This window comes from Pseudomonas sp. A-R-19, assembly GCF_019956575.1.
Classification (GTDB): Bacteria; Pseudomonadota; Gammaproteobacteria; order Pseudomonadales; family Pseudomonadaceae; genus Aquipseudomonas.
Genome location: NZ_JAHBDR010000041.1, coordinates 1 through 24318, shown reverse-complemented (window position 1 = coordinate 24318; position 24318 = coordinate 1). Strand labels below are relative to the sequence as shown.

The window sequence follows — 24318 nt, the reverse complement described above, 5'->3', positions numbered from 1 at the left end:
AGCGCAAACTCCTCAGAGGGGACGCTGATCGTTCATTGCCTCGATTTGCGGTGTCTCGTTCAACGCCTCGAGATGTGGTGTCTCGCTCAATATCTCGGCAGACGGTTGATCCTGGACCCACTGCCAGAACAGTTGGTAGCCCACCGCCAGTGCAACCGGCCCGATGAACAAACCAATGAAGCCGCCACTCACCATGCCGCCCAGGGCGCCAATCAGAATCACCGGCATGGGCACATCGACGCCGCGGCCAAGCATCAACGGTTTGAGGACGTTGTCGGCCATCCCGGCAATCAGGCTGTAGATGCCAAAAATAACAGTGGCCAGGCTGGTGCCTTCAGTGGCGAAGACATAAGCGATCACCGGAAGCGTCACCAGCAGCACGGGCAACTGCATGATCCCCATCAACAGCGCCACCATGGCCAGCAGGCCGGCACCGGGGACGCCCATGAGCACGAAGCCCACACCGACCAGCAACATCTGAATGAACGCGATACCCACCACACCCTGGGCAACTGCGCGGATTGTGGCAGTGCACAGCTCGGTGATGCGCGGGCCACGTTCTGGCCCGGAAAGGCGCGAGGTGATGGCCAGGGCACTTCTTTCGCCGTTTTCGCCGTAGGCCATGAGCACGCCGGCAATGATCAGGGCGCCGATGAACAACAGAAAGCCCACGCCAACGTCAGCCATTTTGCCCAACAAGGTCAGGCCGACGGACTTGATATAGGGCATCACCTTCATCAGCACGCTGCTCATGTCGGTGGCAGCCTGCATCCAGTAGCCGTAGAGCGGCTTGCCAATGAGCGGCAGGGAAGCGATTTTTTCGCTGGGGAGTGGAATCTGCAACGTATCGGACTTGAGGACCGCCAGGGTGCCCTGGATCGATTCACTGATCGAGGTGCCCAGCAGGTAGATCGGCACCATCAGCAAGGCCAGGGAGACCACCACGATCAGGGTGGCGGCACGACCGTCCTTGTTGACCAGTTTGCGCTTGATGAGCCCATGCAGTGGATACAGGGTGATGGCCAGAATCATTGCCCAGAGCATAAGGTTGAGGAACGGGTGGAAGATCTGGAAGCAGAACAGTACCAGCACCGCAATCAGCCCGGCGCGAATCAGTACGTCGAGCAAACCACCGGTCAGTGCTCTAGCGGAAATGTTAGTGCGCAACATTGTCGAACTCCTTGCTGTGTCACACAGGTTAGCCAGCCAGTGAAGTTGCACTTCCCCTACTAAGCGAATCCTCAAAGAAGGACAGGCACGCAAGCGTTAACAACCCGATAACGCTCTAATTCAACTAGGGAAAATTTCAACGTGGTACCTATCAAAAATCCAATAGGTAACAGGGTGGTTTGTAGTATAGGAGCAGTCGTATATTCCGCCTGTTTATACAGCGCGCAATTGTGCTGCCGTTGAGGGTGCCCGCCGCTGAGCCTTTACCACGCGATGGTTTTGACCCAGTGCGAATGGCTTGTTCTGCTGTCAGATATTAGCCATTGCGGCCGGCGGGTCCGGATAATTACGAACTGGAACACCTGTCGCAAGATAATAATCCTCATTAATTATCAATAATCTCCGGGGGGCTTTTTCGTGAGTCCGTCGGTGTGAGGCAGGTTGTAGTACCGTTCATTCAAGAGACAGGGCGAGCCATAAATAACCTGTGGCGAGGGAGCTTGCTCCCGTCGGGGCGCGAAGCGACCCCAAAAATGGAACGGCTCTGCAGTTCAGCGGGAGCAAGCTCCCTCGCCACGGAAAGCGTTTGCGTCTTGCGACTTTAATTTATCCGAAAGAAGGACATGCCCATGGACCGCTTCCAGGAAATGCAGGTCTTCGCTGCCGTCGCCCAGGAACAGGGTTTTTCGGCGGCGGCGCGGCGTTTGGGCCTGTCGGCGGCCAGTGTTACCCGGGCAGTGGCGGCGCTGGAGCAGCGTATTGGCACGCAGTTGCTTACGCGGACCACGCGCAGCGTGCATTTGAGCGAGGCCGGTCAGCGCTATCTGGAGGACTGTCGGAGAATTCTCGCCGAGGTGCAGGAAGCCGAGGATTCGGCAGCGGGCAGCCATATCCATCCTCGTGGGCAACTGACCATCACCGCACCGGTTTTGTTTGGCGAGCTGTTTGTCACGCCGCTGATGGTCAGCTACCTGACGCAATACCCCGAGGTCTGCATCAATGCGCTGCTGGTCGACCGGGTGGTGAGCGTGGTCGAGGAAGGCGTCGATGTGGCCATTCGCATCGGCGAGTTGCCCGACAGCAATCAGCATGCGATCCGCGTGGGTGAGGTACGGCGGGTGATCTGCGCATCGCCACAGTATCTGGCCAGCCATGGTCGGCCCAGGCATCCACAGGAACTGGCTCAGGCGCCGATAATCGCGACCTCTGCTATCGGCCAGCTCAGGAGTTGGCCATTCATTGAGGACGGTGAAACCTTGAGTGTCCGGGCCGAGCCGCGACTGGTGGTGACCGCGAATCAGGCCGCCATTACGGCAGCTTGCCTTGGGTTGGGCTTCACGCGGGTGCTGTCTTATCAAGTGGCGAGCAAGGTGGCCGCCGGTGAGTTGGAGATCATTCTGGCCGACTTCGAACTGCCGCCGTTGCCCATCCATGTGGTCTACCAGGGCGGGCGCAAGGCACCGGCCCGGGTGCGCAGTTTTGTTGATTTCGCGGTGAAGACGCTGCGCGAGCATCCCGCGCTCGAGGGTTGAACTATTTCACCCACTGAAATAATGGATTGCGTTTGCTGGTGATTCTGTTGTTTTGGTTGTCGGTGGAAGATACGACCCATCGGCGCTGGTCACTCCTGAGCAGCACCACTGACCCAAGGTGTCGACCATGCAAGCGATCAAACTCTACAACTTCCCACGTTCCGGCCACGCTCATCGCGTCGAGTTGATGCTGTCCCTGCTGAAATTGCCGACCGAATTGATCTTCGTTGACCTCGCCAAGGGCGAACACAAGCAGCCGGCGTTCCTGGCGCTCAATGCGTTCGGTCAGGTGCCGGTGATTGATGACCAGGGCGTGGTGTTGGCCGACTCCAACGCGATTCTGGTTTATCTGGCGCAAAAGTACGGCAACGGCCGCTGGCTGCCGGCTGATCCGGTGGGGGCGGCCAAGGTTCAGCGCTGGTTGTCGGCGGCTGCGGGCCCGATTGCCTTCGGCCCTGCCCGGGCAAGATTGATCACCGTGTTTGGCGCGCCTTACAACGCTGACGACGTGATTGCCTACGCCCATTCCGTGCTCAAAGTGATCGATCACGAATTGGCCAGTACGCCCTATCTGGCAGGCACTGAACCGACGATTGCCGACGTCGCCGCCTACAGTTACATCGCCCATGCGCCCGAGGGCAATGTGTCGCTGGACGAGTACGCCAATATTCGCGCCTGGCTGTCCCGCATTGAAGCCCTGCCAGGTTTTGTCGGCATGCCGCGCACGGTCGCCGGTCTGCAAAAAACTGCCTGATGCTGGCGGCCCGGAGTTGCCGGGCCGCCCCGTTCTGCGCCACTGGCGCAGGGGAGAAACCCTATGGACCGTTCACCCTGGCATGCCGGCGAGAAACAACTGCAGGCGCATGTGGGCGTTGCCGAGCGCATGGAGGTGTTCGGTCGCAAGGTGATTCGCAGCGAGATGCCGGACCAGCACCGCACGTTCTATCAGCAATTGCCGTTCATGCTGTACGGGGCGGTGGATGCCGACGGTCATCCTTGGGCCAGCATCCTTGAAGGCCAGCCCGGTTTCGCCCACTCACCAGAACCTGGCCTGCTGCAATTTCGCAGCTTGCCTGCCCTTGATGATCCAGCGCAGTTGCACGACGACTCGGCCATCGGCCTGTTGGGCATCGAGTTGCATACCCGCCGTCGCAACCGCATCAATGGCCATGTCCGCGCCATGACGGCGGAGGGGTTCGCGGTGACGGTGGATCAGTCCTTCGGCAATTGCCCGCAGTACATTCAGTTGCGCCAGTTTCGCTCGGTGCCGCTGAGCGATCCTTCGACGCGTGCCGCCCGACATTTCAGCGAACTGGATGACGCGGCCAAGGCCATGATCGCCGAGGCGGACACGTTCTTCGTTGCCAGTTATGTAGATGTCGACGGTGAGCGTTCGGTGGATGTGTCTCACCGTGGCGGCCAGGCCGGTTTCGTACAAGTGGAAGGCAATCGCCTGACCATTCCGGACTTCGCCGGCAACCTGCATTTCAACACCTTGGGCAACTTGCTGCTCAATCCCCGGGCCGGATTGTTGTTCATCGACTTCAATACCGGTGATTTGCTGCAGCTCAGCGGGCGCACCGAAATCATTCTGGAGGGCCCTCAGATCGACGCGTTCCAGGGCGCCGAGCGTCTGTGGACAATCGATGTCGAGCACGTCGTACGTCGCCCGGCCGCGCTGGCATTGCGCTGGCGCTTCGACGGCGTGTCGCCCACCAGTTTGCTCACCGGCACATGGGAGCAGGCCCAGGCGCGTTTGCAGGCCAAAGCCTTGGGCGATCAATGGCGACCGTTGCGGGTGGCGCGGATTGAAGCGCAAAGCCACAACATTCGCTCGATTTACCTGGAGCCCGCTGATGGAGCCGGGTTGCCACTGTTTCAGGCCGGGCAGCATTTGCCCCTGCGCTTCGACATTGACGGTGAAGTGCACATCCGCACGTACAGTTTATCGAGCGCACCGTCCGATGATTTTTTCCGCATCAGCGTGAAGCGTGACGGGCGGGTGTCGACGCATTTGCATGAGCAGATTCGTGTCGGCGATCTGCTGGAGGCGCGAGCGCCGCAAGGGCATTTCACCGTGGTGCCCCACGAGCGTCGGCCATTGGTGTTGCTGGCAGCCGGGGTGGGCATCACGCCGCTGTTGTCGATGGTGCGGGAGGTGGTTTACCAGGGGCTGCGCACCCGCCGTATCCGCCCGACTTTGTTTATCCAGAGTTCGCGCACGTTGGCCGACCAGCCGTTTCGCCAGGAACTGGACCGCTTGCTCGAAGTTGCCGGTGACGCGGTGCGGGTGGTGCGTTTGCTCAGCCAACCGGAAGCCGAGGCGATGCAAGGAGAGGACTTCGACCTTCAGGGCCGGATCGACGTCGCGCTGCTCAAGGATCTGCTGACCGTCGAGGACTACGACCAGCTGGACTTTGTCGTCTGTGGCCCGGGGAGTTTTACCCAGGCGCTGTACGACGGCTTGCGCGAACTGGACATTCGCGATTCGCGGATTCACGCCGAAACCTTCGGCCCGTCGACCTTGCGTCGACGTCCGGATCCCGATGCCGTGGTCATCGAACAACCGCCAGCCGCCACCACGTCCGTGCCCGTGGTGTTCCAGCGCTCGGCCAAGGAAGCGCGCTGGCAGCCGGAGGGCGGCAGTTTGCTGGAGTTGGCGGAAAGCCGTGGCCTGCGCCCTGAGTTCAGTTGTCGCGGCGGCTCCTGCGGCACCTGCAAGACGCGCTTGATCAGCGGCCAGGTGCATTACCCGTTGCCGCCAGCGGAGGTGCCGGATGACGGACAGGTGCTGATTTGCTGTGCGATTCCGGCGCAGGGAGCGCAGCCGCTGGTGCTCGATATCTGAAGGAAGATTGCAGGCCAACATTGCCCGCCGGTCGACGGCTGGGTAGGGTGGGGAGCCCAGGACCCTGTGGGAGCGGGCTTGCTCGCGAAAGCAATGTGTCAGCAACGTTGATGTCGACTGACACGACGCCTTCGCGAGCAAGCCCGCTCTCACAGGGTTTGTGGTAAAGCCTTTACTGCATTTCAGGAACAAGCGTTTCCATGGTTTTTTTCATTCGTTCCATTGTCTTGTTGATGGCGCTGGCGCTGACCGCCGGTTGCGAAAAACAGGAAGCACCGCCGCTGGATCAGCAACTTTACGTCTGGCAGCGGCAGTGGACGCCGGCCCACGACGCGGCCCTCAGCGACAGCCGTGCAGATTTTTCGACGTTGCGGGTACTGGCCTTGCAGGCCTTCCCCAACGCCGGCTGGAATCGGGCCCGGATTGACCTGGCACTGCTCACACGCGACGGCCGGCCGGTGATTGCGGTGGTGCGCCTGGACGGGCAGCTCAAGTCGCTGGATCAGGAAGAGGTCACCGCGCAAATCCGCCAAGTGATCAGCGATTGGCAGAAACAGGGGGTGAACCTCGCCGGGGTGGAAATCGACCACGATGCGGGTAATGCCCGGCTACCGGCGTACCGCGAATTTCTCGCGCATTTGCGCGAAGCGTTGCCGACTTCGTTGCCGTTGAGCATCACCGCGTTGCCGTCCTGGCTCGACAGTCGCGAACTGCCGGCGCTGTTATCCACAGTCGACAGCAGCGTGTTGCAGGTGCACGCCGTGAGCGATCCGCGTCGGGGCTTGTTCGATGCCGATCAGGCCCGGCAATGGGCAAAGGCCTGGAGCCGTATCACGACGAAGCCTTTCTATCTGGCGCTGCCGGCCTACGGCGTGGCATTGCTGCCGTCGGCGGATGGCGCGCCGATCGTGGAAAGCGAAGTCACGCTGGAGCGCGAAGGCCTGCGCCGGGAATTACTCGCCGATCCGCAGTCATTGCGCACTCTCGGCACCGAGCTGCGCGCCGATCCACCGAAACATCTGGCGGGCCTGATCTGGTTTCGCCTGCCATTGGCCAACGACCGTCGCGCCTGGAGCTTGACCACCTTGCGCGCGGTGGCGCGGGGTGATGTCCTCGACAGTCAATTACAACTGAAACTATCGGCCGACGATGGCCTCTATGACATCGGCATCAGCAACCAGGGCAATCTCGACCGCGCCTGGCCCGAACGCCTGACCCTCGCGGTCAGCGGCTGTGAAGGGGCCGATGCCTTGGCCGGTTACGCGTTGCAACAGAGCCCGGATCTGCTTACCTTCACCCGCCTGCGTGATGGCCGACTACCGGCTGGCGGGCAGCGTGCCATTGGTTGGGCTCGCTGCGCACACATTGATCAAGGAGGTTCGAATGTTCACCCGTAACTGGCCGCGTCATTTGCTTTGCCTGAGCCTCAGCCTGCCGCTGGGTTCGGCGCTGGCCTGCGGCCCGGACTTCCCCATGCGCCTGCTGGATAACCGTGGCCAGTCGCTGGCGGAACTGCCCGAGGGCAACTTCAGCTTCGAAGTCAGCCGCCTCGGCCACGCCATCAACGGCTTGAAGAACGTCACCGCTGGCGCCGACTACAGCGATGAGCCCGACCTTGTAACGCTGCGGGATCAGGCTGAGCAGGCCGGACTTTCCGCTGAGCAACAGGTGTTGGTGAAACACCTGCGCAGCCTGACGGATGCCCGTCAGGTTGAAACCGAAGGCGCGCAACTGGCGCCCGAGCTCAGGTTGTACCTGGCCGGTGCCGTGGCATTTGGCGCGGGTGATCCTGCCTTGGCCGCCGGGTATTTCAAGAAAGTGCTGGCGTTGCCCGCTGAGCAACGGGCCTCGCGCAGCACCTGGGCGGCTTACTCGCTGGGGCGCGCGTTGTTCGCCATGAGCGCTGAAGCCAATGCAGCCCCGGATCTGCTCGAACAATCTGCCAAGGCTTTTGAGCAAACCCGGCAACTGAGCATCGACGGCTTCAGCGACCCGCTGGAACTGGGTGTTGCCAGCCTCGGCGAAGAAGCTCGTGTGGTGCGCACCGCTGGCGACTGGAACCGCGCCATCGAGCTGTACGCCACGCAAAATCTGCACGGCTCCGTGGTGGGCTACGAATCGCTGAAGTTGTTGATGGCGGACCTGATGACGCTGCCGGAGGATCAAGTGGCCGAATTGCTCAAGGGCCAGCCCGTGCAGCAGTTGGTGACGGCATCGCTGATCAGCCGCTTGGGCTGGTCGTTCGGTGATCAACCCGCCAACGAACAAAAAATGATCAAGCTCCTGCAAAACAGCACCCGTGGCAGTCTCGAAAACGCCGACCGCCTGGCAGCGATGAATTATCAACAGGGTGATTACGCCAGCGCCAAGGCCTTCCTCGAACATGCCGGCGATGGCGGTTTGGCCTGGTGGCTGCGGGCAAAACTGGCAGTGCGCGAGGGCGATAAAAAGGCAGCCGCCGCAGCCTACGCCAAAGCGGCCCAGGCCTTCCCGCAGAACGAATCCTGGGGCGAGCGCCGGACCCCGGACTACGATTACGAAACGCTCCAGCCCAAATGCCGGGTCGAGGGTGAAAGTGCGATCCTGGCGTTGCAACGCGGGGATTACCTGCAAGCCTTCGATCAGTTGTATCGCAGCCAAAGCATTTACTGGTTCGACGCCGCCACCGTTGCCGAGCGCGTGTTGACCCTCGAAGAACTCAAGCACTACGTCGACACACAAGTGCCAGCCCCGCCAGCGCTTACCCAGCAGGACCGCGACAACTACGTGCCCTTGCCGGTAGCGGCGAGCCTGCGCAATCTGCTGGGCCGGCGTTTGTTGCGCGAGGGGCATTACGAGGAGGCACCGGCATACTTCGATAATGACGGCTTGAGACACAAGGCGAAATTGTATGGCGAGCAACGTCTGGCGGCTGATTCAGCCTGGTGGCCAACCCGTCGCGCCGCTGCGCTGTTCAATGCGGCCTGGACGGCGCGCGAGTGGGGCATGGACATTCTGGGCTACGAGATGGCGCCGGACTACGCCACCTTCGGCGGTAACTTCACCCTGGCAAACGACGAGCTCAAGGTCGGGCCATTGGTGGCCGAGGACGAAATAAAGCGCCAGCAGGCCAGCGCTGCCCAGCCAGATCAGCGTTATCACTATCGCTTCATGGCCACCGCGCTGGCGAGCAAGGCAGCGGATAACTTGCCTCACACCAGTCAGGCGTTTGCGGCGGTGCTGTGCGAGGCGTCGGGGTGGAACAGCAGTCCCGAAGAGCAAAGTGCGATTTATCAGCGTTATGTCAAACAAGGACCTTACGTGGAATGGGCCGCCGACTTCGGCCACCAGTGCCCGTATCCCGACTTCGAGAACGCTGACAAACGCTACGTGACCCAGGTCACCGACGCGGCGCGTTCGGCCTTGCGCCCGTACAAGACGCCGTTGCAGGCCGGTAGCGTATTGGCGTTCGCGGCAGCCGCGCTGTTGATGTTCAAGCGTCGCCGCGCCAAGGCTCAGTAAAGGCTCAAGCCTGTTGCACAAAGGTCAGCCGTACGGCGAAACCGATCAACAGGCTGCCGAACAACCATTGTTGCAGGCGTTGGGCTGAAGGGCTGCGTTGCAACCACCGGCCGAGTGCCGCGCCGACCAGGGCGTAAGCGCTGTCGAACAGCAAACCGACGCCGACCAGCACCACGCCCAAGGTCGCAAATTGTCCGAGCACCGCTCCGGCCTCTGGGTTGATGAATTGCGGTAGCAGCACTGAGCAGAACAGCAGCGCCTTGGGGTTGAGCAGGTTGCTCAGCAGTCCGCGTCGGATGGCTGCGCCCCAGCGCGGTTTTTCGCCGGTTGTATCAGCGCTGGTGAGGCTCGGCAGCATCGTGGTTCGCAGGCACTGAATACCGATCCACAGCAGATACGCGGCGCCTGCCAGGCGCACGACATCGAAGGTCCAGGGCGCTGCCTTGAACAGAGCGGCCAACCCCAGCGCCGCCAACGCCACGTGACAACCCCGGGCGATGCCCAACCCCACGGCCGTGGCCAGCGCGGCGCTTTTGCCCTGGCGGGCACCGGTCTGCAACAGCAGGATCATGTCAGGCCCCGGCAGAAGATAGACCACTGCCAGTGCCATGAAAAACAGCCAGAGCCCCTGCATGTTGCACCCCATTCGTTGTCGATTCGGTGGTGCCAGTCTAGGGCGGAAGGGCGGGGCAGGTGCTTGCGTTGTCAGCTTCTATCGGCTTCTGAATTGGCATAATCTGCCACTTTCTTTCGTGTGAACCATCTGGATCTGCCAAACCATGAAACTCGACGCCTACGACCGCAAGATTCTCGCCGCGCTGCAACGGGATGGCCGCCTGAGCAATGTGCAACTGGCGGACGAGATAGGTCTGTCGGCATCGCCTTGTTTGCGCCGGGTGCGGATGTTGGAAGAGGCCGGGGTCATTCGCGGCTACCAGGCCAATCTGGATCGCGATGAGGTGGGGTTGGGGCTGACGGTGTTTGTCGGGGTCAAGGTCGAGCGTCATAACGATGAACAAGCCGAAAGTTTTCGCCTGGCGGTGACGGCATTGCCCGAGGTGATTTCGGCGTTTCTGGTGTCAGGGGAATCGGATTTCCTGTTGCAGGTGGTGGTGCCGGATTTGCGTGCCTATGACCGGTTTCTCACCGGGCGTTTGTTGAAGCTGCCGGGTGTGAGCGACATCCGCAGCAACTTTGCGATTCACACGGTGAAGGCGCCGGGGTCGTTGCCGTTGGAGCATTTGCCGCTTTAGACCGAGTCGCCTGATTCGCGAGCAAGCCCGCTCCCACAGGGTTTTCGCTGTACCTGTGGGAGCGGGCTTGCTCGCGAAGGCGATAGTTCAATCACTGCAACTCTTCAAGCCTCACATCTGCGTCGCCATCCCCTCCACATCCATCGCCGCCTGGCGCAAGGCCTCGGAGCGGGTCGGGTGCGGGTGGCAAGTCAGGGCGATGTCTTCGGCCGAGGCGCTGAACTCCATGGCCACGCAATACTCGCCAATCATTTCGCTGACGCTCGGGCCGACCAGGTGCACGCCGAGGACTTCATCCGTGCGCTCGTCGGCCAGCACTTTGGCAAAGCCTTCGGTTTCATGGTTGATCTTCGCCCGGCTGTTGGCGGTGAAGGGAAACTTGCCGACCTTGTACGCCCGCCCTTCAGCCTTGAGCTGCTCTTCGGTCTTGCCGACGCTGGCCAGTTCCGGTCTGGTGTAGACCACGCTGGGGATCAGGTCGTAGTTGACCTCGCCGGCCTTGCCGACGATCTGCTCGACGCAGGCCATGGCTTCGTCCTCGGCCTTGTGGGCGAGCATGGGGCCCGAGGTCACATCACCAATCACCCAGACCCCGGCGGCTTCCGTGCGATGCCCCTTGTTGGCGAGCATGCCGCGTTTGTCTGTGGCTAAGCCGACGTTCTCCAGGCCCAGGCCCTGTGTATACGGTCGGCGCCCGATGGCCACCAGTACGTAATCCGCTTCCAGCAGCTCGGCAGTACCGCCCGCGGCAGGCTCGATGCTCAGCTGAACGCCGTGGGTGGAGCGGGTGGCGCTGGTCACTTTCGAACTCAACTTGAAACTCAAGCCTTGCTTGCTCAGGGAGCGCTGCAGGGTTTTGCCGGCTTCGATGTCCACGCCTGGGCAGATCCGGTCGAGAAACTCGACCACCGTTACCTGCGCCCCGAGACGTCGCCATACCGAACCCAGCTCCAGGCCGATCACGCCAGCGCCGATCACCACCAGATGCTTGGGCACCTCGGTCAGCGCAAGGGCGCCGGTGGAATCGAGGATGCGTTTGTTATCGATGTCCACGCCAGGCAGGGGAGTGGGTTCGGAACCGGTGGCGATGATGATGTCCTTGGCGCTCAGTTCGGTCTTGCCGCCGGCGCTGTCGGTCACCGTGACTTTGCCCGGCCCGTCGATGTGGCCCCAACCCTTGATCCAGTCGACTTTGTTCTTGCGGAAAAGAAACTCGATGCCCTTGGTCAGCCCGGTAACGCTTTCATCCTTTTGCTTCATCATCTGGGCAAGGTTGAGACTGGGTTTGACGTCGATCCCCAGGTTGGCGAATTCCGCACCCATGGCCGCGTCGTACAGTTCGGAGGCATGCAGCAATGCCTTGGATGGCATGCAACCGACGTTCAGGCAGGTGCCGCCGAGTGTGGCGCGTCCTTCCACGCAGGCTGCCTTCAGACCCAGTTGTCCGGCGCGGATCGCCGCGTTGTAACCGCCGGGGCCACCGCCGAGGATCACGACGTCATAAGTGCTCATGGATGTACTCCTGGATCGAATGGGAAAGGGATCGTTAAAAGTAGTTCCTGAAGAAAATTACGAACGTAATATGTGCGTTATGCAGCATTTCGGTCAAGGCTTCAGGTAAGCGACAGGTTGGGCATCTTTAGATAGCGCGCTTGAGAACGGAAATTTCACCACTTTCGTTATATCGTAACGAATTGCCATTTAAGCGAAGACTCTCTGGAGTGGTATGCAAGTCGATCTCGATACTGATGAAACGCCGTTAGCCGGGTTGCCGCGCTTTCAGCAGGCGTTCATTCAAGGGCGGCGTTTGCGCCGGTTCGCCATCGGTGCGGGCGTACTCACGACAGTGGGTGTGCTGCTGGCGTTTTTTGCCGGGCTGTTTGCGTCGCAAACACTGTGGCCAGCGTTGCTGTTGAACTTGAGCGCGGCGTTGCTGGTGTTGATGGCGGGTTTGCAATCGGCCTGGGGGGTGTCCCGGTGGCGGGCCCGCGCCATGAATCCGGTCGTGTCCGAGGTCGTTGTCGACGAATCTGTCGCGCCTTCGGGATGGTATGAACGTTTGCTGGACCGCATCAGCCAGAAATCGCAGTACCTGCTCGGGCAAATCGGCGCGCCGACGCTGTGGCTTGGCGGCTGGGCATTGTTGGCGTTGTTGGGTGTCGAACAGGTCTGGAACCTCGCGTTACCCCCGGCGGCACTGGGCCTGACGGCCACTGTCGGTGCCGCGTGTTCCTTACTGCTGGCCTTCGCACTGTTGGTGATGGAGCGTCATCTGGCGCAGGAAAACCCCGCTCAATGGCCGGAAGCCACCGCGTTGGCGCAATTGACACGCGTGGCGATCATCAGCCTGGTCCTCGGTGCCTTTTGCCTGCTGTTTGCCAATGAAACATCGGTTTGGCCCGTACGCCTGGCGGTGTTGATCGGGCTGCTGCCGGGGCTGGTGGCGGCCGAACTGTTGCTGCGTGCAGTGTTGTCTTTGTTCAGCCCGCGCCGCGAGCGTGTTGAGCCCGAGTTGTTGGCGCGCAGTTTTGTCGCCGACATGCTGCGCTGGCCACCCCAGCCATTGCTGGCGTTGCAGCACGAATTGCATAACCGTTTCGGCATCGATCTTCGGCAGATCTGGGCCTTTACTTACATGCGTCGGGCATTGCTGCCGGTGTTGGCGGTGGTTTCGCTGGTTGGCTGGTCCCTGACCGGCATTCACGAAATTGCCCTGCAAGGCCGTGGTATCTACGAGCGATTCGGCAAGCCGGTGGAGGTGTTTGGCCCCGGTTTGCATGTCGGCTTGCCGTGGCCTTTGGGCCGGGTGTTGAGCGTCGAGAATGGCGTGGTACATGAGTTGGCCACCAGTGTTGGCGAAACCACGGCTCCCGCCCAGGCCGACCCCGCCGAAGGCCCGGCCCCGGCGATTGCCAATCGCCTGTGGGACGCCAGCCATGTGAACGACAAATCCCAGGTGATCGCCAGCAGCCGAGCCGACAAGCAGAGCTTTCAGATCGTCAACATGGATGTGCGCTTCGTCTATCGCATCGGTCTGAGCGATCAGGCAGCGCTGGCCGCGACCTATAACAGTGCCGATGTGCCGATGTTGATTCGCAGCACCGCCAGCCGAATCCTGGTTCACGATTTCGCTTCGCGCACCCTCGACGGCTTGCTGGGCGAGGACAGGGTAGGGCTGGCCGACGAAATCGGCCGCGCCGTCCAGGCTGACTTGCAGAAACTCGACAGCGGCGTGGAAATTCTCGCCACGGTGGTCGAGGCGATTCATCCCCCGGCCGGTGCAGCCAACGCCTATCACGGTGTACAAGCGGCGCAGATTGGTGCGCAAGCCTTGATCGCCCGGGAACGCGGCGCCGCTGCCGAGGCCACCAACCAGGCGCAGCTGCAGGCTAGCATCGCCCGCGATCAGGCGACGGCCAGCGCCCGTGAAATCACTGCTGGCGCCGACGCGGCGGACCTGAAATTCAACGCCGAGCAGAAAGCCTATGCCAGCGCTGGCCAGGCCTTCGTGCTGGAACAGTATTTCAGCCAGTTGTCCCAGGGTTTGGCCAACGCCAAATTGCTGGTTCTCGATCATCGACTGGGCGGCAGCAGCAATGCGCCGACCATCGATCTCCGTACGTTCACGCTGCCGGTTGACCCTGCGCCGTCGCGTAAAACCGCTCAGCCAGGAGCCGCCAATTGAGCCAGTCCCATACTCACGATCACGATGACCACGCTGGCCACGATCACGGCCATGGTGGGCATCACCACGGCCATCACCATCATCACCACGGCGATCCTCAGGAGGCCGGTCCATTTCTATGGCGTCGGATGGGGTGGTCGGCATTGCTGGTGGCGTTTGCGGTTGCCGCCGCGAGCCTGGTGCAGGTGCGTTCGGGGGAAGCCACGGTGATCACGCGCTTCGGCAACCCTTCACGAGTCTTGCTGGAACCGGGACTGGGCTGGCGCTGGCCGGCACCGTTCGAAGCGGCGATCCCGGTGGATCTACGACTGCGCACCACGTCCAGCGGTTTGCAGGATGTGGGCACGCGGGACGGTTTGCGCATCATCGTTCAGGCCTACGTGGCGTGGCAGGTGCAAGGCGACCCGGACAATGTGCAACGTTTCATGCGCGCGGTGCAGAACCAACCTGATGAAGCCGCGCGGCAGATTCGTACCTTTGTCGGCTCCGCACTGGAAACCACCGCCAGCAGTTTTGATCTGGCGAACCTGGTGAATACCGATGCCAGCCAGGTACGCATTGCCGATTTCGAAGCACAACTGCGCAAGCAAATTGATCAGCAGTTGCTCACCACTTATGGCGTGCGCGTGTTGCAGGTCGGCATCGAACGACTGACGCTGCCTTCGGTGACACTCACCGCGACCGTCGACCGGATGCGCGCCGAGCGTGAAACCATCGCCACTGAGCGCACGGCCATCGGCAAGCGTGAAGCCGCGCAAATTCGTTCTGCCGCCGAACGTGATGCGCGAATTGTGCAGGCCGATGCCACGGTGAAAGCGGCAGATATCGAAGCGCAATCGCGCGTCGAAGCCGCGCAGATTTACGGTCGCGCCTACGCGGGATCACCGCAGCTCTACAACCTGTTGCGCTCCCTCGACACCTTGGGCACGGTGGTGACGCCGGGCACCAAGCTGATTTTGCGCACCGACGCGGCACCGTTCCGGGTGTTGGTTGACGGTCCGCCGAGCCTCGACAACAAGTCCGGATCGCAGCCATGAGTTTGGTTCCACGTGGAACAAATGAGTTGAGCAGCCCTTGGATTCAGGCCGGGCGCTTGGCGTTTATTGCCCTGTACGCAGTGACAGTACTGGCGGCGTTGGCGTGGGCGTTTTCCAATGTGCGGCAGATCGATCCACAAAATCGCGCGGTGGTTTTGCATTTCGGTGCGCTGGATCGCATTCAGAATGCCGGGCTGTTACTGGCCTGGCCGCAACCTTTTGAACAGGTGATTTTGTTGCCGGCCGCGGACCGGGTCATCGAGCGTCGGGTGGAAAGTCTGTTACGCAGCGATGCTGCAATACAGGCCGATCGCGTGGCCAGTTTTGCCACGCCCATCAGCGATGCCCTTGCCGGCTCCGGCTATCTGTTAACCGGTGATGCCGGTGTGGTGCAACTCGATGTTCGGGTTTTCTACAAAGTCACCGAACCTTACGCATTCGTGCTTCAAGGCGAACATGTGTTGCCGGCACTGGATCGCTTAGTCACTCGCAGCGCAGTGGCACTCACCGCCGCACGGGATCTGGACACTATCCTGGTCGCTCGCCCGGAATTGATCGGCGCTGACAGTCAGGCGGCGGAACGACGCGAGCGCTTGCGAGGCGATCTGGTGCAGGGCATCAACCAGCGTCTTGCTGAACTCACGGCGACGGGGCAGGGACTGGGGATCGAAGTGGCGCGGGTCGATGTGCAATCGAGCTTGCCCAGTCCGGCGGTGAACGCTTTCAACGCGGTACTGACGGCCAGCCAGCAAGCCGATAAATCCGTCGCCAATGCGCGCACTGAAGCCGAGAAGCTGACGCAGACTGCCAACGAACAAGCCGACCGCACGCTGCAGGTAGCCCATGCCCAGGCGAGTGAACGACTGGCCAAAGCGTCAGCTGACACGGCCACGGTGTTGAGCCTGGCCAAGGCACAACAGCAAGGCACTGATCCGCAAATGTTGCTGCGGATTTACCGTGAGCGCATGCCGAAAATTCTCGGCCAGGCCGGATCGGTCACTACGGTCGATCCCAAAGACGATTCCCGCCTGATCATTCAGGGAGCTGCACAATGACTGCTCAAACCGCCGCTGCACCGAGCCTGTTGTCTTCGGCCGAACAGCGCCGCGCCGCGCGTCAACTGACACTGGCCATGCTCGCGTTGGGCCTTCTTGCGCTCGGCTTGATCTGGCGATGGCTGGCGCCGGAGCAAACGGGTGTCAGTCAATTGTTGCTTGGGTTTGCCTCGTTGCTGGTCGCTGTGCCAGTCATGCGTTCGGCCTGGTACAGCCTGCGTTATCCGAGCCTGCACGGCATTACCGATCAATTGATTGCCCTGGCCATGCTGGGTGCGTGGGCTACCGGGGACCTGCTGACGGCGGCGCTGTTGCCGATCATCATGATCTTCGGCCACGTGCTGGAGGAGCGCAGCGTGATTGGCTCCCAGGAAGCCATTCACGCCCTCGGCAAACTGACTCGCAGTCACGCACGCAAGGTGCAGGCGGACGGCTCCATCATCGAAGTCGACAACGGCACGCTCAAGGCCGGCGATCTGGTCGAGGTGCGGGCCGGTGACCGGGTGCCGGCGGATGGCCGGGTGTTGTCCGGTCAGGCAAGTCTGGACACCGCCTCCATTACCGGCGAATCGGTACCGATGGAGGCGGGCGTCGGCATGTCGGTGTTTGGCGGGGCGATCAACCTCGACGGTCTGCTGCGAATCGAAGTGACCCGCACAGGCCAGGAATCGACCCTCGGCAAAGTCATCGCGCTGATGCAAAACGCCGAACGTTCGAAGCCGCCAATCACTCGTCTGCTTGAGCGTTACGCCGGCAGCTATATGGTGCTGGTGTTGCTGCTGGCGGCCGTAACCTGGTTCATCACCAACAACGCGCAAGCGATGCTCGCGGTGTTGGTGGCGGCCTGTCCTTGTGCACTGGTGTTGTCGGCACCGGCCACGGCAATTGCCGGGGTGGCGGTAGCGGCACGCCACGGGATTCTGATCCGCAGCTCCGCCTTCCTCGAAGAGTTGGCGGACCTGACTTCGCTGGTGGTCGACAAGACCGGAACGCTGACCTTCGGCACCCTGCGCCTGCAATCCATCGACAGTCCGCTGGAGGATCGCAGCCATGTCCTGGCGCTCGCTGCAAGCCTTGGTTCGGCCAGCAGTCACCCGGTCAGCCGAGCGCTCGCGGGGTTGGTGACCCAGGAGCATTTCCTGCTGCTGTCTGACATTCATGAGCGCCAGGGTCTGGGTGTGGTGGCGATGACCGGGCAGGGCGAAGCGGCGCTTGGCCGGCCGGAGTTGTTCGCGCAATTGGGCATCAGCACAACGGCGGTTCCCGATCACGACGGTCCGATTGCCGGGCTCGCGCTCAATGGTGAATTCCTCGCGTGGCTGTTGTTGGCCGACAGCGTCAAACCCGAAGCGCAGTTTGCCTTGGGTGAATTGCGCGACCTCGGATTGGGTCGTCAGTTGTTGCTCACCGGTGACCGGCACAGCGTTGCGCAAACGCTCGCCCGGGATGTCGGGATCAGCGACGTCGAAGCGCAAGCCCTGCCCGAAGACAAGCTGAACCGCGTGCTCAAGGAAATCGACAGCGGCTTCCGGCCGATGGTGGTCGGCGATGGCATCAACGACTCCCTGGCCCTCAAGGCTGGCGTGGTCGGTGTGGCCATGGGCGCAGGCGGTGCAGACATCGCCCTGGCATCGGCAGACATCGTGTTGATCGGCAGCGACCTGCGCCGCCTCGGCACCTGCGTGCGCCTGAGTCGGCAGTGCCGCCAGACATTGCAGGTCAACGTGATCATCGGCCTGGGCTGGACCCTGGCCATTGTGGCCTTCGCCGCGTTCGGCTGGCTCGGTGCTGCCGGGGCGATGATTGCGGCATTGCTGCATAACCTCAGCACCTTGTTGGTGTTGGGTAATGCCGGTCGTTTGCTGCGGTTTCAGGAGCCGTTGCTCAAGCTCAAGGACGAAGTTTGAAGGCGAATGCTCTAAATCGGGCAATCACGGGGTTTCAAATTTTTAGAACTGTGCGCCCGGTTCGTAGTCATTGGAAATGAGGGCACATCATTTTGTGCATTCGCGGCGGCAAGTCTAGGCGTCGCGAATCATTGAAAATGGCTATTAATTCGATAGCCAGCTATTTTTCAAAGATGGTCTACCCTCTGTTCAGACGTCTGAAACAAGGGGGTTATCCATGCTCGCGCAACTACCACCGGCCTTACAGAATCTGCAATTACCGCTTCGCTTGAGACTCTGGGACGGCCATGAATTCAATCTGGGGCCGACGCCTAGCGTCACGATTGTGGTCAAGGACCCGCAAATGGTCACCCAGTTTACCCACCCAAGCCTGGATGCCCTCGGCGCTGCATTTGTCGAAGGCAAGCTGGAACTTGAAGGCTCCATCAGCGACGTGATCCGCGTCTGTGATGAATGGAGCCAGGCGTTGCTGAATGAGGACGACGACAATCAGCCTGTTCGCAGCGCCCATGATAAAGAGATGGACGCCAAGGCGATTTCCTACCACTACGACCTGTCCAACGAGTTCTATCAACTGTGGCTCGACAGCGACATGGCGTACTCCTGCGCTTACTTCGAGACTGGCAGTGAAAGCCTTGAACAGGCCCAGCAAGCCAAGTTCCGTCATCTGTGCCGCAAGCTGCGCCTGCAGCCCGGCGAGTATTTGCTGGATGTGGGTTGCGGTTGGGGTGGATTGGCGCGTTTTGCGGCGCGCGAGTTTGGCGCGAAAGTGTTCGGTATCACCCTCAGCAAAGAGCAGTTGGCCCTGGCCCGGGAACGCGTTAAAGCGGAGGGCCTGGAGGACCTGATCGAACTGCAACTGCTCGACTATCGCGACCTGCCGCAGGATGGTCGTTTTGACAAAGTAGTCAGCGTCGGCATGTTCGAACACGTCGGCCACGCCAATCTGGCCGAGTACTGCAAGACCCTGTTCGGCGCGGTGAAAGAGGGCGGCCTGGTGATGAACCACGGGATTACGGCCAAGTACACCGACGGCCGTCCGGTGGGACGCGGTGCCGGTGACTTCATCGAGAAATACGTGTTCCCCAACGGCGAACTGCCGCACCTGTCGATGATCTCTGCGGAGATCAGTGAGGCCGGGCTGGAAATCGTCGACGTCGAAAGCTTGCGCCTGCACTACGCGCGCACCCTCGATCACTGGAGCGAACGCCTGGAAGACAATCTGGAAGCGGCTTCCAAACTGGTACCGGAACAAGCCCTGCGCATCTGGCGGCTGTACCTGGCCGGTTGCGCCTACGCGTTCGCGCGCGGCTGGATCAACCTGCACCAGATTCTCGCGGTGAAGGCCCACGCCGATGGCAGTCATGAACTGCCTTGGACCCGCGACGATATCTATCTCTAAAGAATCGGTGAAATAAGCCGGGCGACCCGCATGCCGACCTGTTGGACGCGGCGGGTGTCCCGGCCTTCTTCTTTGGCGATTTCGTGGGCATTGGCGAAGTCATCGTTGAGCATCTGTTCCACCTCGGCGGCGAACGCGCTGTCGACGGTCAGCAACATCACTTCGAAATTCAGCCGGAACGAACGGTTGTCCATATTGGCGCTGCCGATGGCGCTGATTTCGCTATCGATCAACACCACTTTCTGGTGCAGGAAGCCGGGTTGGTAACGGAATACCCGTACACCCGCGCGCACCGCCTCGAAGGCATAGAGGCTGGAGGCGGCGTAGACGATTCGATGGTCGGGCCGTGACGGCAACAACAGGCGCACATCTACACCGCGCAATACCGCCAGGCGCAACGCAGCGAATACGGCTTCGTCGGGGATGAAATACGGGCTGGTTATCCACACCCGTTCGGTCGCTGCATGGATGGCTTCGACAAAGAACAATGAACAGGTTTCGTAGGCATCGGCCGGTCCGCTGGCGAGGAGTTGGCACAGCACGCCGTCTTCCGGATAAACCTCGGGCAGGATCAGCGGCGGCAGTGCACGAGCGACCCAGAACCAGTCTTCGGCGAAAGACTCCTGCATGCACGCCACCACTGGCCCGCGTACTTGTACGTGGGTATCGCGCCAGGGGGCCAGGGGTGGTTTCTCGCCCATGTATTCGTCACCGACGTTGTGCCCGCCGACGAAGCCGATAATGCCGTCCACCACCACTATCTTGCGGTGGTTGCGGAAGTTCACCTGAAAGCGATTGAGCCAGCCACTGCGAGTGGCAAAGGCTTTGACCTCGACTCCACCATCGCGCAAGGCCTGCACGTAGCCGTGGGGCAGGGAGTGGCTGCCGATTCGGTCATACAACAGGTAAATCGCCACGCCTTCGGCGGCTTTCTTCAACAGCAGGGTTTGCAGGCGTTGGCCGAGGCGGTCGTCGTGAACGATGAAAAACTGGATCAGTACGGCTTCTTTCGCCTGGCTGATGGCCTCGAAAATGGCCTCGAACGTCGACTGGCCGTTGATCAACAGCCGCATCTCGTTATTGGCCAGGCACGGCATGCGTCCGAGCTTGGGCATCGCCCTGAGTGAGGCATACGCCGAGGAGGCGCGGGCAGTGAGTGCTTCTTCCACCCAGGGTCGCCAGTTGAGTTCGGAAACGGCCTTGCGCATCTCCTCGTTCGCCTGCCGCCGGGCCTTGATGTAGCCATCGAATGTGCTGCGGCCGAACACCAGGTAGGGGATCAGCGTGAAATAAGGGATGAAAAACAGCGACAGGGCCCAGGCGATAGAGCCTTGGGCGGTACGGACGGTCAACACGGCGTGTATGGCCGCGATCATGCCCAGCGAGTGCAACAGGGCGATGGTATAACCGAAAATATGCGGTCCGAAGTAATCCATGGGGGCTGCCTTGCTCCTGAAGATTCAGTGCTTAACAGACCATGTTCCGTGCAGAATGTCGCTAATTAATTGGCCCATGAACCGAAGCCTGCGGCTGACGTCTAACGGCCACTACTGATCAGGAGTTACTCGATGAACGTTCGTCTGCTGGGTTTGGCCATGGCACTGGGTTTGGCACTTCCTGTGGCGGCTCATGCGCAAATGCTGCAACCGGGATTGTGGGAGCTGACCACGAGCAACATGAAGGTCGATGAGCAGAATATGCCCGACCTGCAATTGATCCTCGGGCAGCTCCAGAGCCAGATGACCCCTGAGCAGCGTGCAATGCTGGAAAAACAGGGCATCACCATGGGCGGCAAAGGGATCCGGGCGTGCCTGACCCCGGAGCAGGTCAAGACCGACAACATTCCGCTGACCGATCCGCAGTCGGGCTGCAAACAGGAAATCACCGATCGCTCCGGCAATCAGTGGAAGTTCCGCTTCAGCTGCCCGAAAGCCCAGGGTGCGGGCGTGGCGACATTCCTCAGCGATCGTGAATTCACCACCAAGGTCAACGGGACGTTCAATGCTACCGGCATTCAGCAGAAGGGCAGCCTCGAATCCCGTGCGGTCTGGTTGGGGCAGGATTGCGGCACTGTGAAGCCGCGAGCCTAAAATTTTAAAAGCTTCGCGAGCCAGCCCGCTCCCACACTGGATCTATGGCGTTCACAAAACCAGTGTGTGGGCTTGCTCGCGAAGGCGTCCTTCCAGCCGTCCTAGATCCCCGGCTGACTCAACCACTCACAAGCCGCCTCGACAGCCATCCGGCCAAAATCCTCCCCCGTGCGACTGCGCACACTGACAAACCCCCCAGCCTGTTCTTTTTCGCCAACCACCACCAGGTAAGGCACCGTCTGGCTGTGCTGGCGAATCTTGTAGCGGACTTTTTCGTTACGCAGGTCGGCCTTGGCGCGCACGCCTCGTTGGCGCAAGGAATCGGTCACCGCTTGCGCATAAGTCGCCTGACGGTCATCCATGCTCACGACGACCACGTGGGGCGGAACGCTCCATTGTTGCAGTTCCTGGTGGCTGGACCAGCAGGTGCCGTAGATCCGTTGTTGCAGTGTGCCGCTGATGTGATCGAGGGCAAACGCCTGCAAGACCTTGGTGGTGGGGACATGCGGTCCATGGCTCTGGTACTCGGTGTCCCCCAGTCGATACAGCGGAATCTCTTCACGATGAGGTCGGCGGCGGATCGAGTGATTGGTCGCAGCCAGTGATTGCATGCGCGCTTCGATGAGGGGCAAGTCAGCCGGAGTCAGGGGGCGCTCGACGGAAAACTCGTAAAAAAAACCATCGCCCAACTCCTTGCCCGCGCGCATTTGTGCATGCGGGTGGAGTTGCTTGACCGCCATGGCCAGCATCAAGGCACAGGAGCGGCGAAGGATCTCCAGGCCGTCCGGCTCCCGGGGGGTGACAATGCTGACCCGGGCATCCGCCTCGATCATGTATTCGCAGTCCACCAGTACACCATTGACCCGGCCCGCTACGGCAGCGCTGGCCAGGTCAGGGCCGATGCTGGCGGCCACTTCATGTACGGACAGCGGTTGGTCGTACTCACGCAATGAACCATCGGGCAAGGTGATCTGGATCATGGTCGGCGTACTCATGTGCTTCTAACGAGCTTTATCGCATAAACCGTAGGGGCAAACCTTGGCAGCTGTCATTTAGACGTTTGTCGTGCCAGGCAATTTGCCCCGACACGATCGTGGTGCTGACGCTGTGTCGAAAGCTGCGGCGGGCGAAGGGTGTCCAGCCGCACTGCGACAGGATCGGTTGCGTGGAAACGGCAACGCCGCCAGGTTCAGGTTTGATCAGCACCAGATCTGCCCAATAGCCCTCTCGAAGATAACCGCGATCGGGAATGGCGAACAGGTCTGCGACACGGTGACTGGTTTTTGCCACCAGCGTAGTGATCGGCAAAATCTGCTCCGCGACCAGTTCCAACAGCGCGGGCAGCGCGTGTTGTACCAGCGGCAGACCGGACGGTGCCTGCCAGTAGGGTTGCTGCTTTTCCGACCAGGTGTGCGGCGCGTGGTCGCTGCCGATGATGTCCAGCCGGTTGCTCGACAGGGCCTGGCGCAGGGCATCGCGGTCAGCTTGTGTCTTGATCGCCGGGTTGCATTTGATCTGGTTGCCAAGGTCAGGGTAGTCGCGATCATCGAACAGCAAATGATGCAGGCAGACTTCAGCGGTGATGCGTTTATGAGGCAGTGGCTTGTCCTCGAACAAGGCCAGTTCCCGAGCCGTTGTCAGGTGCAGCACGTGCAGGCGAGTGCCATGTGTTCTCGCCAGGTCGACCGCCATTGACGATGAGCGAAAGCACGCTTGGGCATCGCGGATCAGTGGATGAGCGGCCGGAGGGGGGGAGTCGCCAAAGTGCTCTCTGAGTTTGGCCGCGTTGGATTCGATGCTGGGTGTGTGCTCGCAGTGGGCAAGTAGCAAGGTCGGCACTTCGGCGAAGAGCCGCTCGAGAATGCGTGGGTCGTCCACCAGCATGTTGCCGGTGGAGGCGCCCATGAACACTTTTACCCCGGCCACTTCACAAGGCTTGAGCGCGGCGACGGTGTCGAGGTTGTCGTTGCTCACGCCAAAATGAAAGCCGTAGTTGGCCACGGAATTGATCGCCGCGCGGCGCTTCTTGTCCGCCAGTGCTTCGAGGGTCAGGGTCGGCGGGCTGGTGTTCGGCATGTCCATGAAGCTGGTGATGCCACCCGCCACCGCGGCCCGGGATTCGGTGTAGATGCTGCCCTTGTCGGGCGCGCCTGGATCACGAAAATGCACCTGGTCGTCGATCATGCCGGGCAGCAGCCACTGGCCCTTGGCATCGATCTCCACTTTGGCATTTTCATCGTGAATGCTGCGTGCGATTTTCACGATACGGCCGTTGCTCACCAGCAGATCGCCCTCGAACACACGGCCTTCGTTCACCAGCCTGGCATTGCGAATCAGCACGCTACTCATGGTCAGAACTCGTTTTGCAGGGCTTTGTAGCCGCGCACCAGATCGACGTTGGTGCGCGCCACATCTTCGGAAAACTCCGAGGCACTGACGCTCACCGGTGGGTATTGCGAGAGGTCGGTGTTCGGACCGATCCGTGTCGTGGAGGGCACGTAGAAGGCCTCAGGCAGATCGCGCCCGTCGACCACCGAGTTGTGCCGCACCACGCAACCGTCACCGACCACGCAGTTGAACAGCACGCTGTTGAAACCGATGAACACCCGATTGCCCACGGTGCAGGGGCCGTGGACGATCGAGCGGTGGGCGATGGAACTGAATTCGCCGATGGTCACCGCGGCACCGGATTTGGAGTGGATCACCACACCGTGTCGGCGCTGATTGAAAACTGACCCACCCTGCCGATTGAAAATTGACCCAGGGCGGATTGCTGATTTTTGCTTCAGCAATTGTGGATAAGCTTAGCAGTCGTGTCCCAGTGCAGAGGCGCCGAAC

General features: G+C 61.1%; 18 protein-coding genes and 1 pseudogene. 12 read left to right on the top strand and 7 right to left on the bottom strand.

Annotated features, from left to right (window positions below; genetic code table 11):
* Positions 1–12: 12 nt before the first annotated feature.
* On the bottom strand, positions 13–1170 hold the full coding sequence (locus tag KGA88_RS08620; protein ID WP_110662034.1) for an AI-2E family transporter: 1158 nt from the start codon (positions 1168–1170) through the stop codon (positions 13–15).
* 629 nt (positions 1171–1799) lie between these two features.
* On the opposite strand from KGA88_RS08620, the gene KGA88_RS08615 reads away from it, so the two are divergent.
* From KGA88_RS08615 to KGA88_RS08595, 5 genes are all read left to right on the top strand, one after another.
* Positions 1800–2702, top strand: coding sequence for a LysR family transcriptional regulator (locus KGA88_RS08615; protein WP_110662015.1), 903 nt, complete (start codon positions 1800–1802; stop codon positions 2700–2702).
* A 127-nt stretch (positions 2703–2829) separates the two neighbouring features.
* Positions 2830–3456, top strand: a complete 627-nt coding sequence (locus tag KGA88_RS08610; RefSeq protein ID WP_110662016.1) for a glutathione S-transferase family protein — start codon at positions 2830–2832, stop codon at positions 3454–3456.
* Between the two features lie 63 nt (positions 3457–3519).
* The gene (locus tag KGA88_RS08605; RefSeq protein ID WP_223590146.1) at positions 3520–5550 is read left to right on the top strand and encodes a pyridoxamine 5'-phosphate oxidase family protein; all 2031 of its coding nucleotides are present in this window, start codon (positions 3520–3522) and stop codon (positions 5548–5550) included.
* A 200-nt stretch (positions 5551–5750) separates the two neighbouring features.
* Positions 5751–6947, top strand: coding sequence for a DUF3142 domain-containing protein (locus KGA88_RS08600; protein WP_223590143.1), 1197 nt, complete (start codon positions 5751–5753; stop codon positions 6945–6947).
* Positions 6934–9051, top strand: coding sequence for a hypothetical protein (locus KGA88_RS08595; protein WP_110657729.1), 2118 nt, complete (start codon positions 6934–6936; stop codon positions 9049–9051). The genes KGA88_RS08600 and KGA88_RS08595 overlap by 14 nt, the downstream gene beginning before the upstream one ends.
* A 4-nt stretch (positions 9052–9055) precedes the next feature.
* Here KGA88_RS08595 and KGA88_RS08590 read toward each other — a convergent pair whose 3' ends face one another.
* A complete protein-coding gene (locus KGA88_RS08590; RefSeq protein WP_223590140.1) occupies positions 9056–9685 on the bottom strand; it encodes a LysE family translocator in 630 nt (209 codons plus the stop codon).
* A 145-nt stretch (positions 9686–9830) separates the two neighbouring features.
* Between KGA88_RS08590 and KGA88_RS08585 the strand changes: the two genes are divergently transcribed.
* Complete coding sequence (locus tag KGA88_RS08585) at positions 9831–10304, top strand: Lrp/AsnC family transcriptional regulator (protein ID WP_110657725.1); 474 nt, start codon at positions 9831–9833, stop codon at positions 10302–10304.
* A 111-nt stretch (positions 10305–10415) separates the two neighbouring features.
* Here KGA88_RS08585 and lpdA read toward each other — a convergent pair whose 3' ends face one another.
* The gene (gene lpdA, locus KGA88_RS08580) at positions 10416–11816 is read right to left on the bottom strand and encodes a dihydrolipoyl dehydrogenase (RefSeq protein WP_110657723.1); all 1401 of its coding nucleotides are present in this window, start codon (positions 11814–11816) and stop codon (positions 10416–10418) included.
* Between the two features lie 214 nt (positions 11817–12030).
* Here lpdA and hflK (KGA88_RS08575) point away from each other — a divergent pair, with 214 nt between their 5' ends.
* The 5 genes from hflK (KGA88_RS08575) to cfaB all read left to right on the top strand — a co-directional run bounded on the left by hflK (KGA88_RS08575) (position 12031) and on the right by cfaB (position 19390).
* Positions 12031–13989, top strand: coding sequence for a protease modulator HflK (gene hflK, locus KGA88_RS08575; protein ID WP_223590136.1), 1959 nt, complete (start codon positions 12031–12033; stop codon positions 13987–13989).
* The gene (hflC, locus tag KGA88_RS08570) at positions 13986–15026 is read left to right on the top strand and encodes a protease modulator HflC (protein ID WP_223590134.1); all 1041 of its coding nucleotides are present in this window, start codon (positions 13986–13988) and stop codon (positions 15024–15026) included. The genes hflK (KGA88_RS08575) and hflC overlap by 4 nt, the downstream gene beginning before the upstream one ends.
* Complete coding sequence (gene hflK / locus KGA88_RS08565; protein ID WP_223590131.1) at positions 15023–16081, top strand: protease modulator HflK; 1059 nt, start codon at positions 15023–15025, stop codon at positions 16079–16081. The genes hflC and hflK (KGA88_RS08565) overlap by 4 nt, the downstream gene beginning before the upstream one ends.
* Complete coding sequence (locus tag KGA88_RS08560; protein WP_110657715.1) at positions 16078–17988, top strand: heavy metal translocating P-type ATPase; 1911 nt, start codon at positions 16078–16080, stop codon at positions 17986–17988. The genes hflK (KGA88_RS08565) and KGA88_RS08560 overlap by 4 nt, the downstream gene beginning before the upstream one ends.
* A gap of 217 nt (positions 17989–18205) precedes the next feature.
* A complete protein-coding gene (gene cfaB / locus KGA88_RS08555) occupies positions 18206–19390 on the top strand; it encodes a C17 cyclopropane fatty acid synthase CfaB (RefSeq protein ID WP_110657713.1) in 1185 nt (394 codons plus the stop codon).
* Here the strand turns inward: cfaB and cls are convergent.
* The gene (cls, locus tag KGA88_RS08550) at positions 19387–20826 is read right to left on the bottom strand and encodes a cardiolipin synthase (RefSeq protein ID WP_110657711.1); all 1440 of its coding nucleotides are present in this window, start codon (positions 20824–20826) and stop codon (positions 19387–19389) included. The two genes, cfaB and cls, sit on opposite strands and share 4 nt — an antisense overlap.
* 132 nt (positions 20827–20958) lie before the next feature.
* Here cls and KGA88_RS08545 point away from each other — a divergent pair, with 132 nt between their 5' ends.
* Complete coding sequence (locus KGA88_RS08545; RefSeq protein WP_103396008.1) at positions 20959–21480, top strand: DUF3617 domain-containing protein; 522 nt, start codon at positions 20959–20961, stop codon at positions 21478–21480.
* A gap of 101 nt (positions 21481–21581) precedes the next feature.
* Here the strand turns inward: KGA88_RS08545 and KGA88_RS08540 are convergent, their stop codons facing one another.
* The 3 genes and pseudogenes from KGA88_RS08540 to KGA88_RS08530 form a co-directional block, all read right to left on the bottom strand.
* Positions 21582–22460 (bottom strand): His/Gly/Thr/Pro-type tRNA ligase C-terminal domain-containing protein, encoded by an 879-nt coding sequence (locus KGA88_RS08540; protein ID WP_110657709.1) that lies wholly within the window; start codon positions 22458–22460, stop codon positions 21582–21584.
* Between the two features lie 31 nt (positions 22461–22491).
* Complete coding sequence (locus tag KGA88_RS08535) at positions 22492–23829, bottom strand: dihydroorotase (RefSeq protein ID WP_223590128.1); 1338 nt, start codon at positions 23827–23829, stop codon at positions 22492–22494.
* Between the two features lie 2 nt (positions 23830–23831).
* Positions 23832–24191: pseudogene (locus KGA88_RS08530) on the bottom strand (carbonate dehydratase); the annotation flags it as partial.
* Positions 24192–24318: the final 127 nt, after the last annotated feature.

What these genes read in the sequence shown, in the direction of transcription:
- KGA88_RS08610 (WP_110662016.1), top strand. Translation starts at nt 2,830, where the DNA reads ATGCAAGCGATCAAACTCTACAACTTCCCACGTTCCGGCCACGCTCAT.
- hflK (WP_223590131.1), top strand. Translation starts at nt 15,023, where the DNA reads ATGAGTTTGGTTCCACGTGGAACAAATGAGTTGAGCAGCCCTTGGATT.
- cfaB (WP_110657713.1), top strand. Translation starts at nt 18,206, where the DNA reads ATGCTCGCGCAACTACCACCGGCCTTACAGAATCTGCAATTACCGCTT.
- KGA88_RS08545 (WP_103396008.1), top strand. Translation starts at nt 20,959, where the DNA reads ATGAACGTTCGTCTGCTGGGTTTGGCCATGGCACTGGGTTTGGCACTT.
- lpdA (WP_110657723.1), bottom strand. Translation starts at nt 11,816, where the DNA reads ATGAGCACTTATGACGTCGTGATCCTCGGCGGTGGCCCCGGCGGTTAC.
- KGA88_RS08535 (WP_223590128.1), bottom strand. Translation starts at nt 23,829, where the DNA reads ATGAGTAGCGTGCTGATTCGCAATGCCAGGCTGGTGAACGAAGGCCGT.
- KGA88_RS08595 (WP_110657729.1), top strand. Translation starts at nt 6,934, where the DNA reads ATGTTCACCCGTAACTGGCCGCGTCATTTGCTTTGCCTGAGCCTCAGC.
- KGA88_RS08605 (WP_223590146.1), top strand. Translation starts at nt 3,520, where the DNA reads ATGGACCGTTCACCCTGGCATGCCGGCGAGAAACAACTGCAGGCGCAT.
- KGA88_RS08615 (WP_110662015.1), top strand. Translation starts at nt 1,800, where the DNA reads ATGGACCGCTTCCAGGAAATGCAGGTCTTCGCTGCCGTCGCCCAGGAA.
- cls (WP_110657711.1), bottom strand. Translation starts at nt 20,826, where the DNA reads ATGGATTACTTCGGACCGCATATTTTCGGTTATACCATCGCCCTGTTG.
- KGA88_RS08585 (WP_110657725.1), top strand. Translation starts at nt 9,831, where the DNA reads ATGAAACTCGACGCCTACGACCGCAAGATTCTCGCCGCGCTGCAACGG.
- KGA88_RS08600 (WP_223590143.1), top strand. Translation starts at nt 5,751, where the DNA reads ATGGTTTTTTTCATTCGTTCCATTGTCTTGTTGATGGCGCTGGCGCTG.
- KGA88_RS08620 (WP_110662034.1), bottom strand. Translation starts at nt 1,170, where the DNA reads ATGTTGCGCACTAACATTTCCGCTAGAGCACTGACCGGTGGTTTGCTC.
- hflK (WP_223590136.1), top strand. Translation starts at nt 12,031, where the DNA reads ATGCAAGTCGATCTCGATACTGATGAAACGCCGTTAGCCGGGTTGCCG.
- KGA88_RS08540 (WP_110657709.1), bottom strand. Translation starts at nt 22,460, where the DNA reads ATGATCCAGATCACCTTGCCCGATGGTTCATTGCGTGAGTACGACCAA.
- KGA88_RS08560 (WP_110657715.1), top strand. Translation starts at nt 16,078, where the DNA reads ATGACTGCTCAAACCGCCGCTGCACCGAGCCTGTTGTCTTCGGCCGAA.
- KGA88_RS08590 (WP_223590140.1), bottom strand. Translation starts at nt 9,685, where the DNA reads ATGCAGGGGCTCTGGCTGTTTTTCATGGCACTGGCAGTGGTCTATCTT.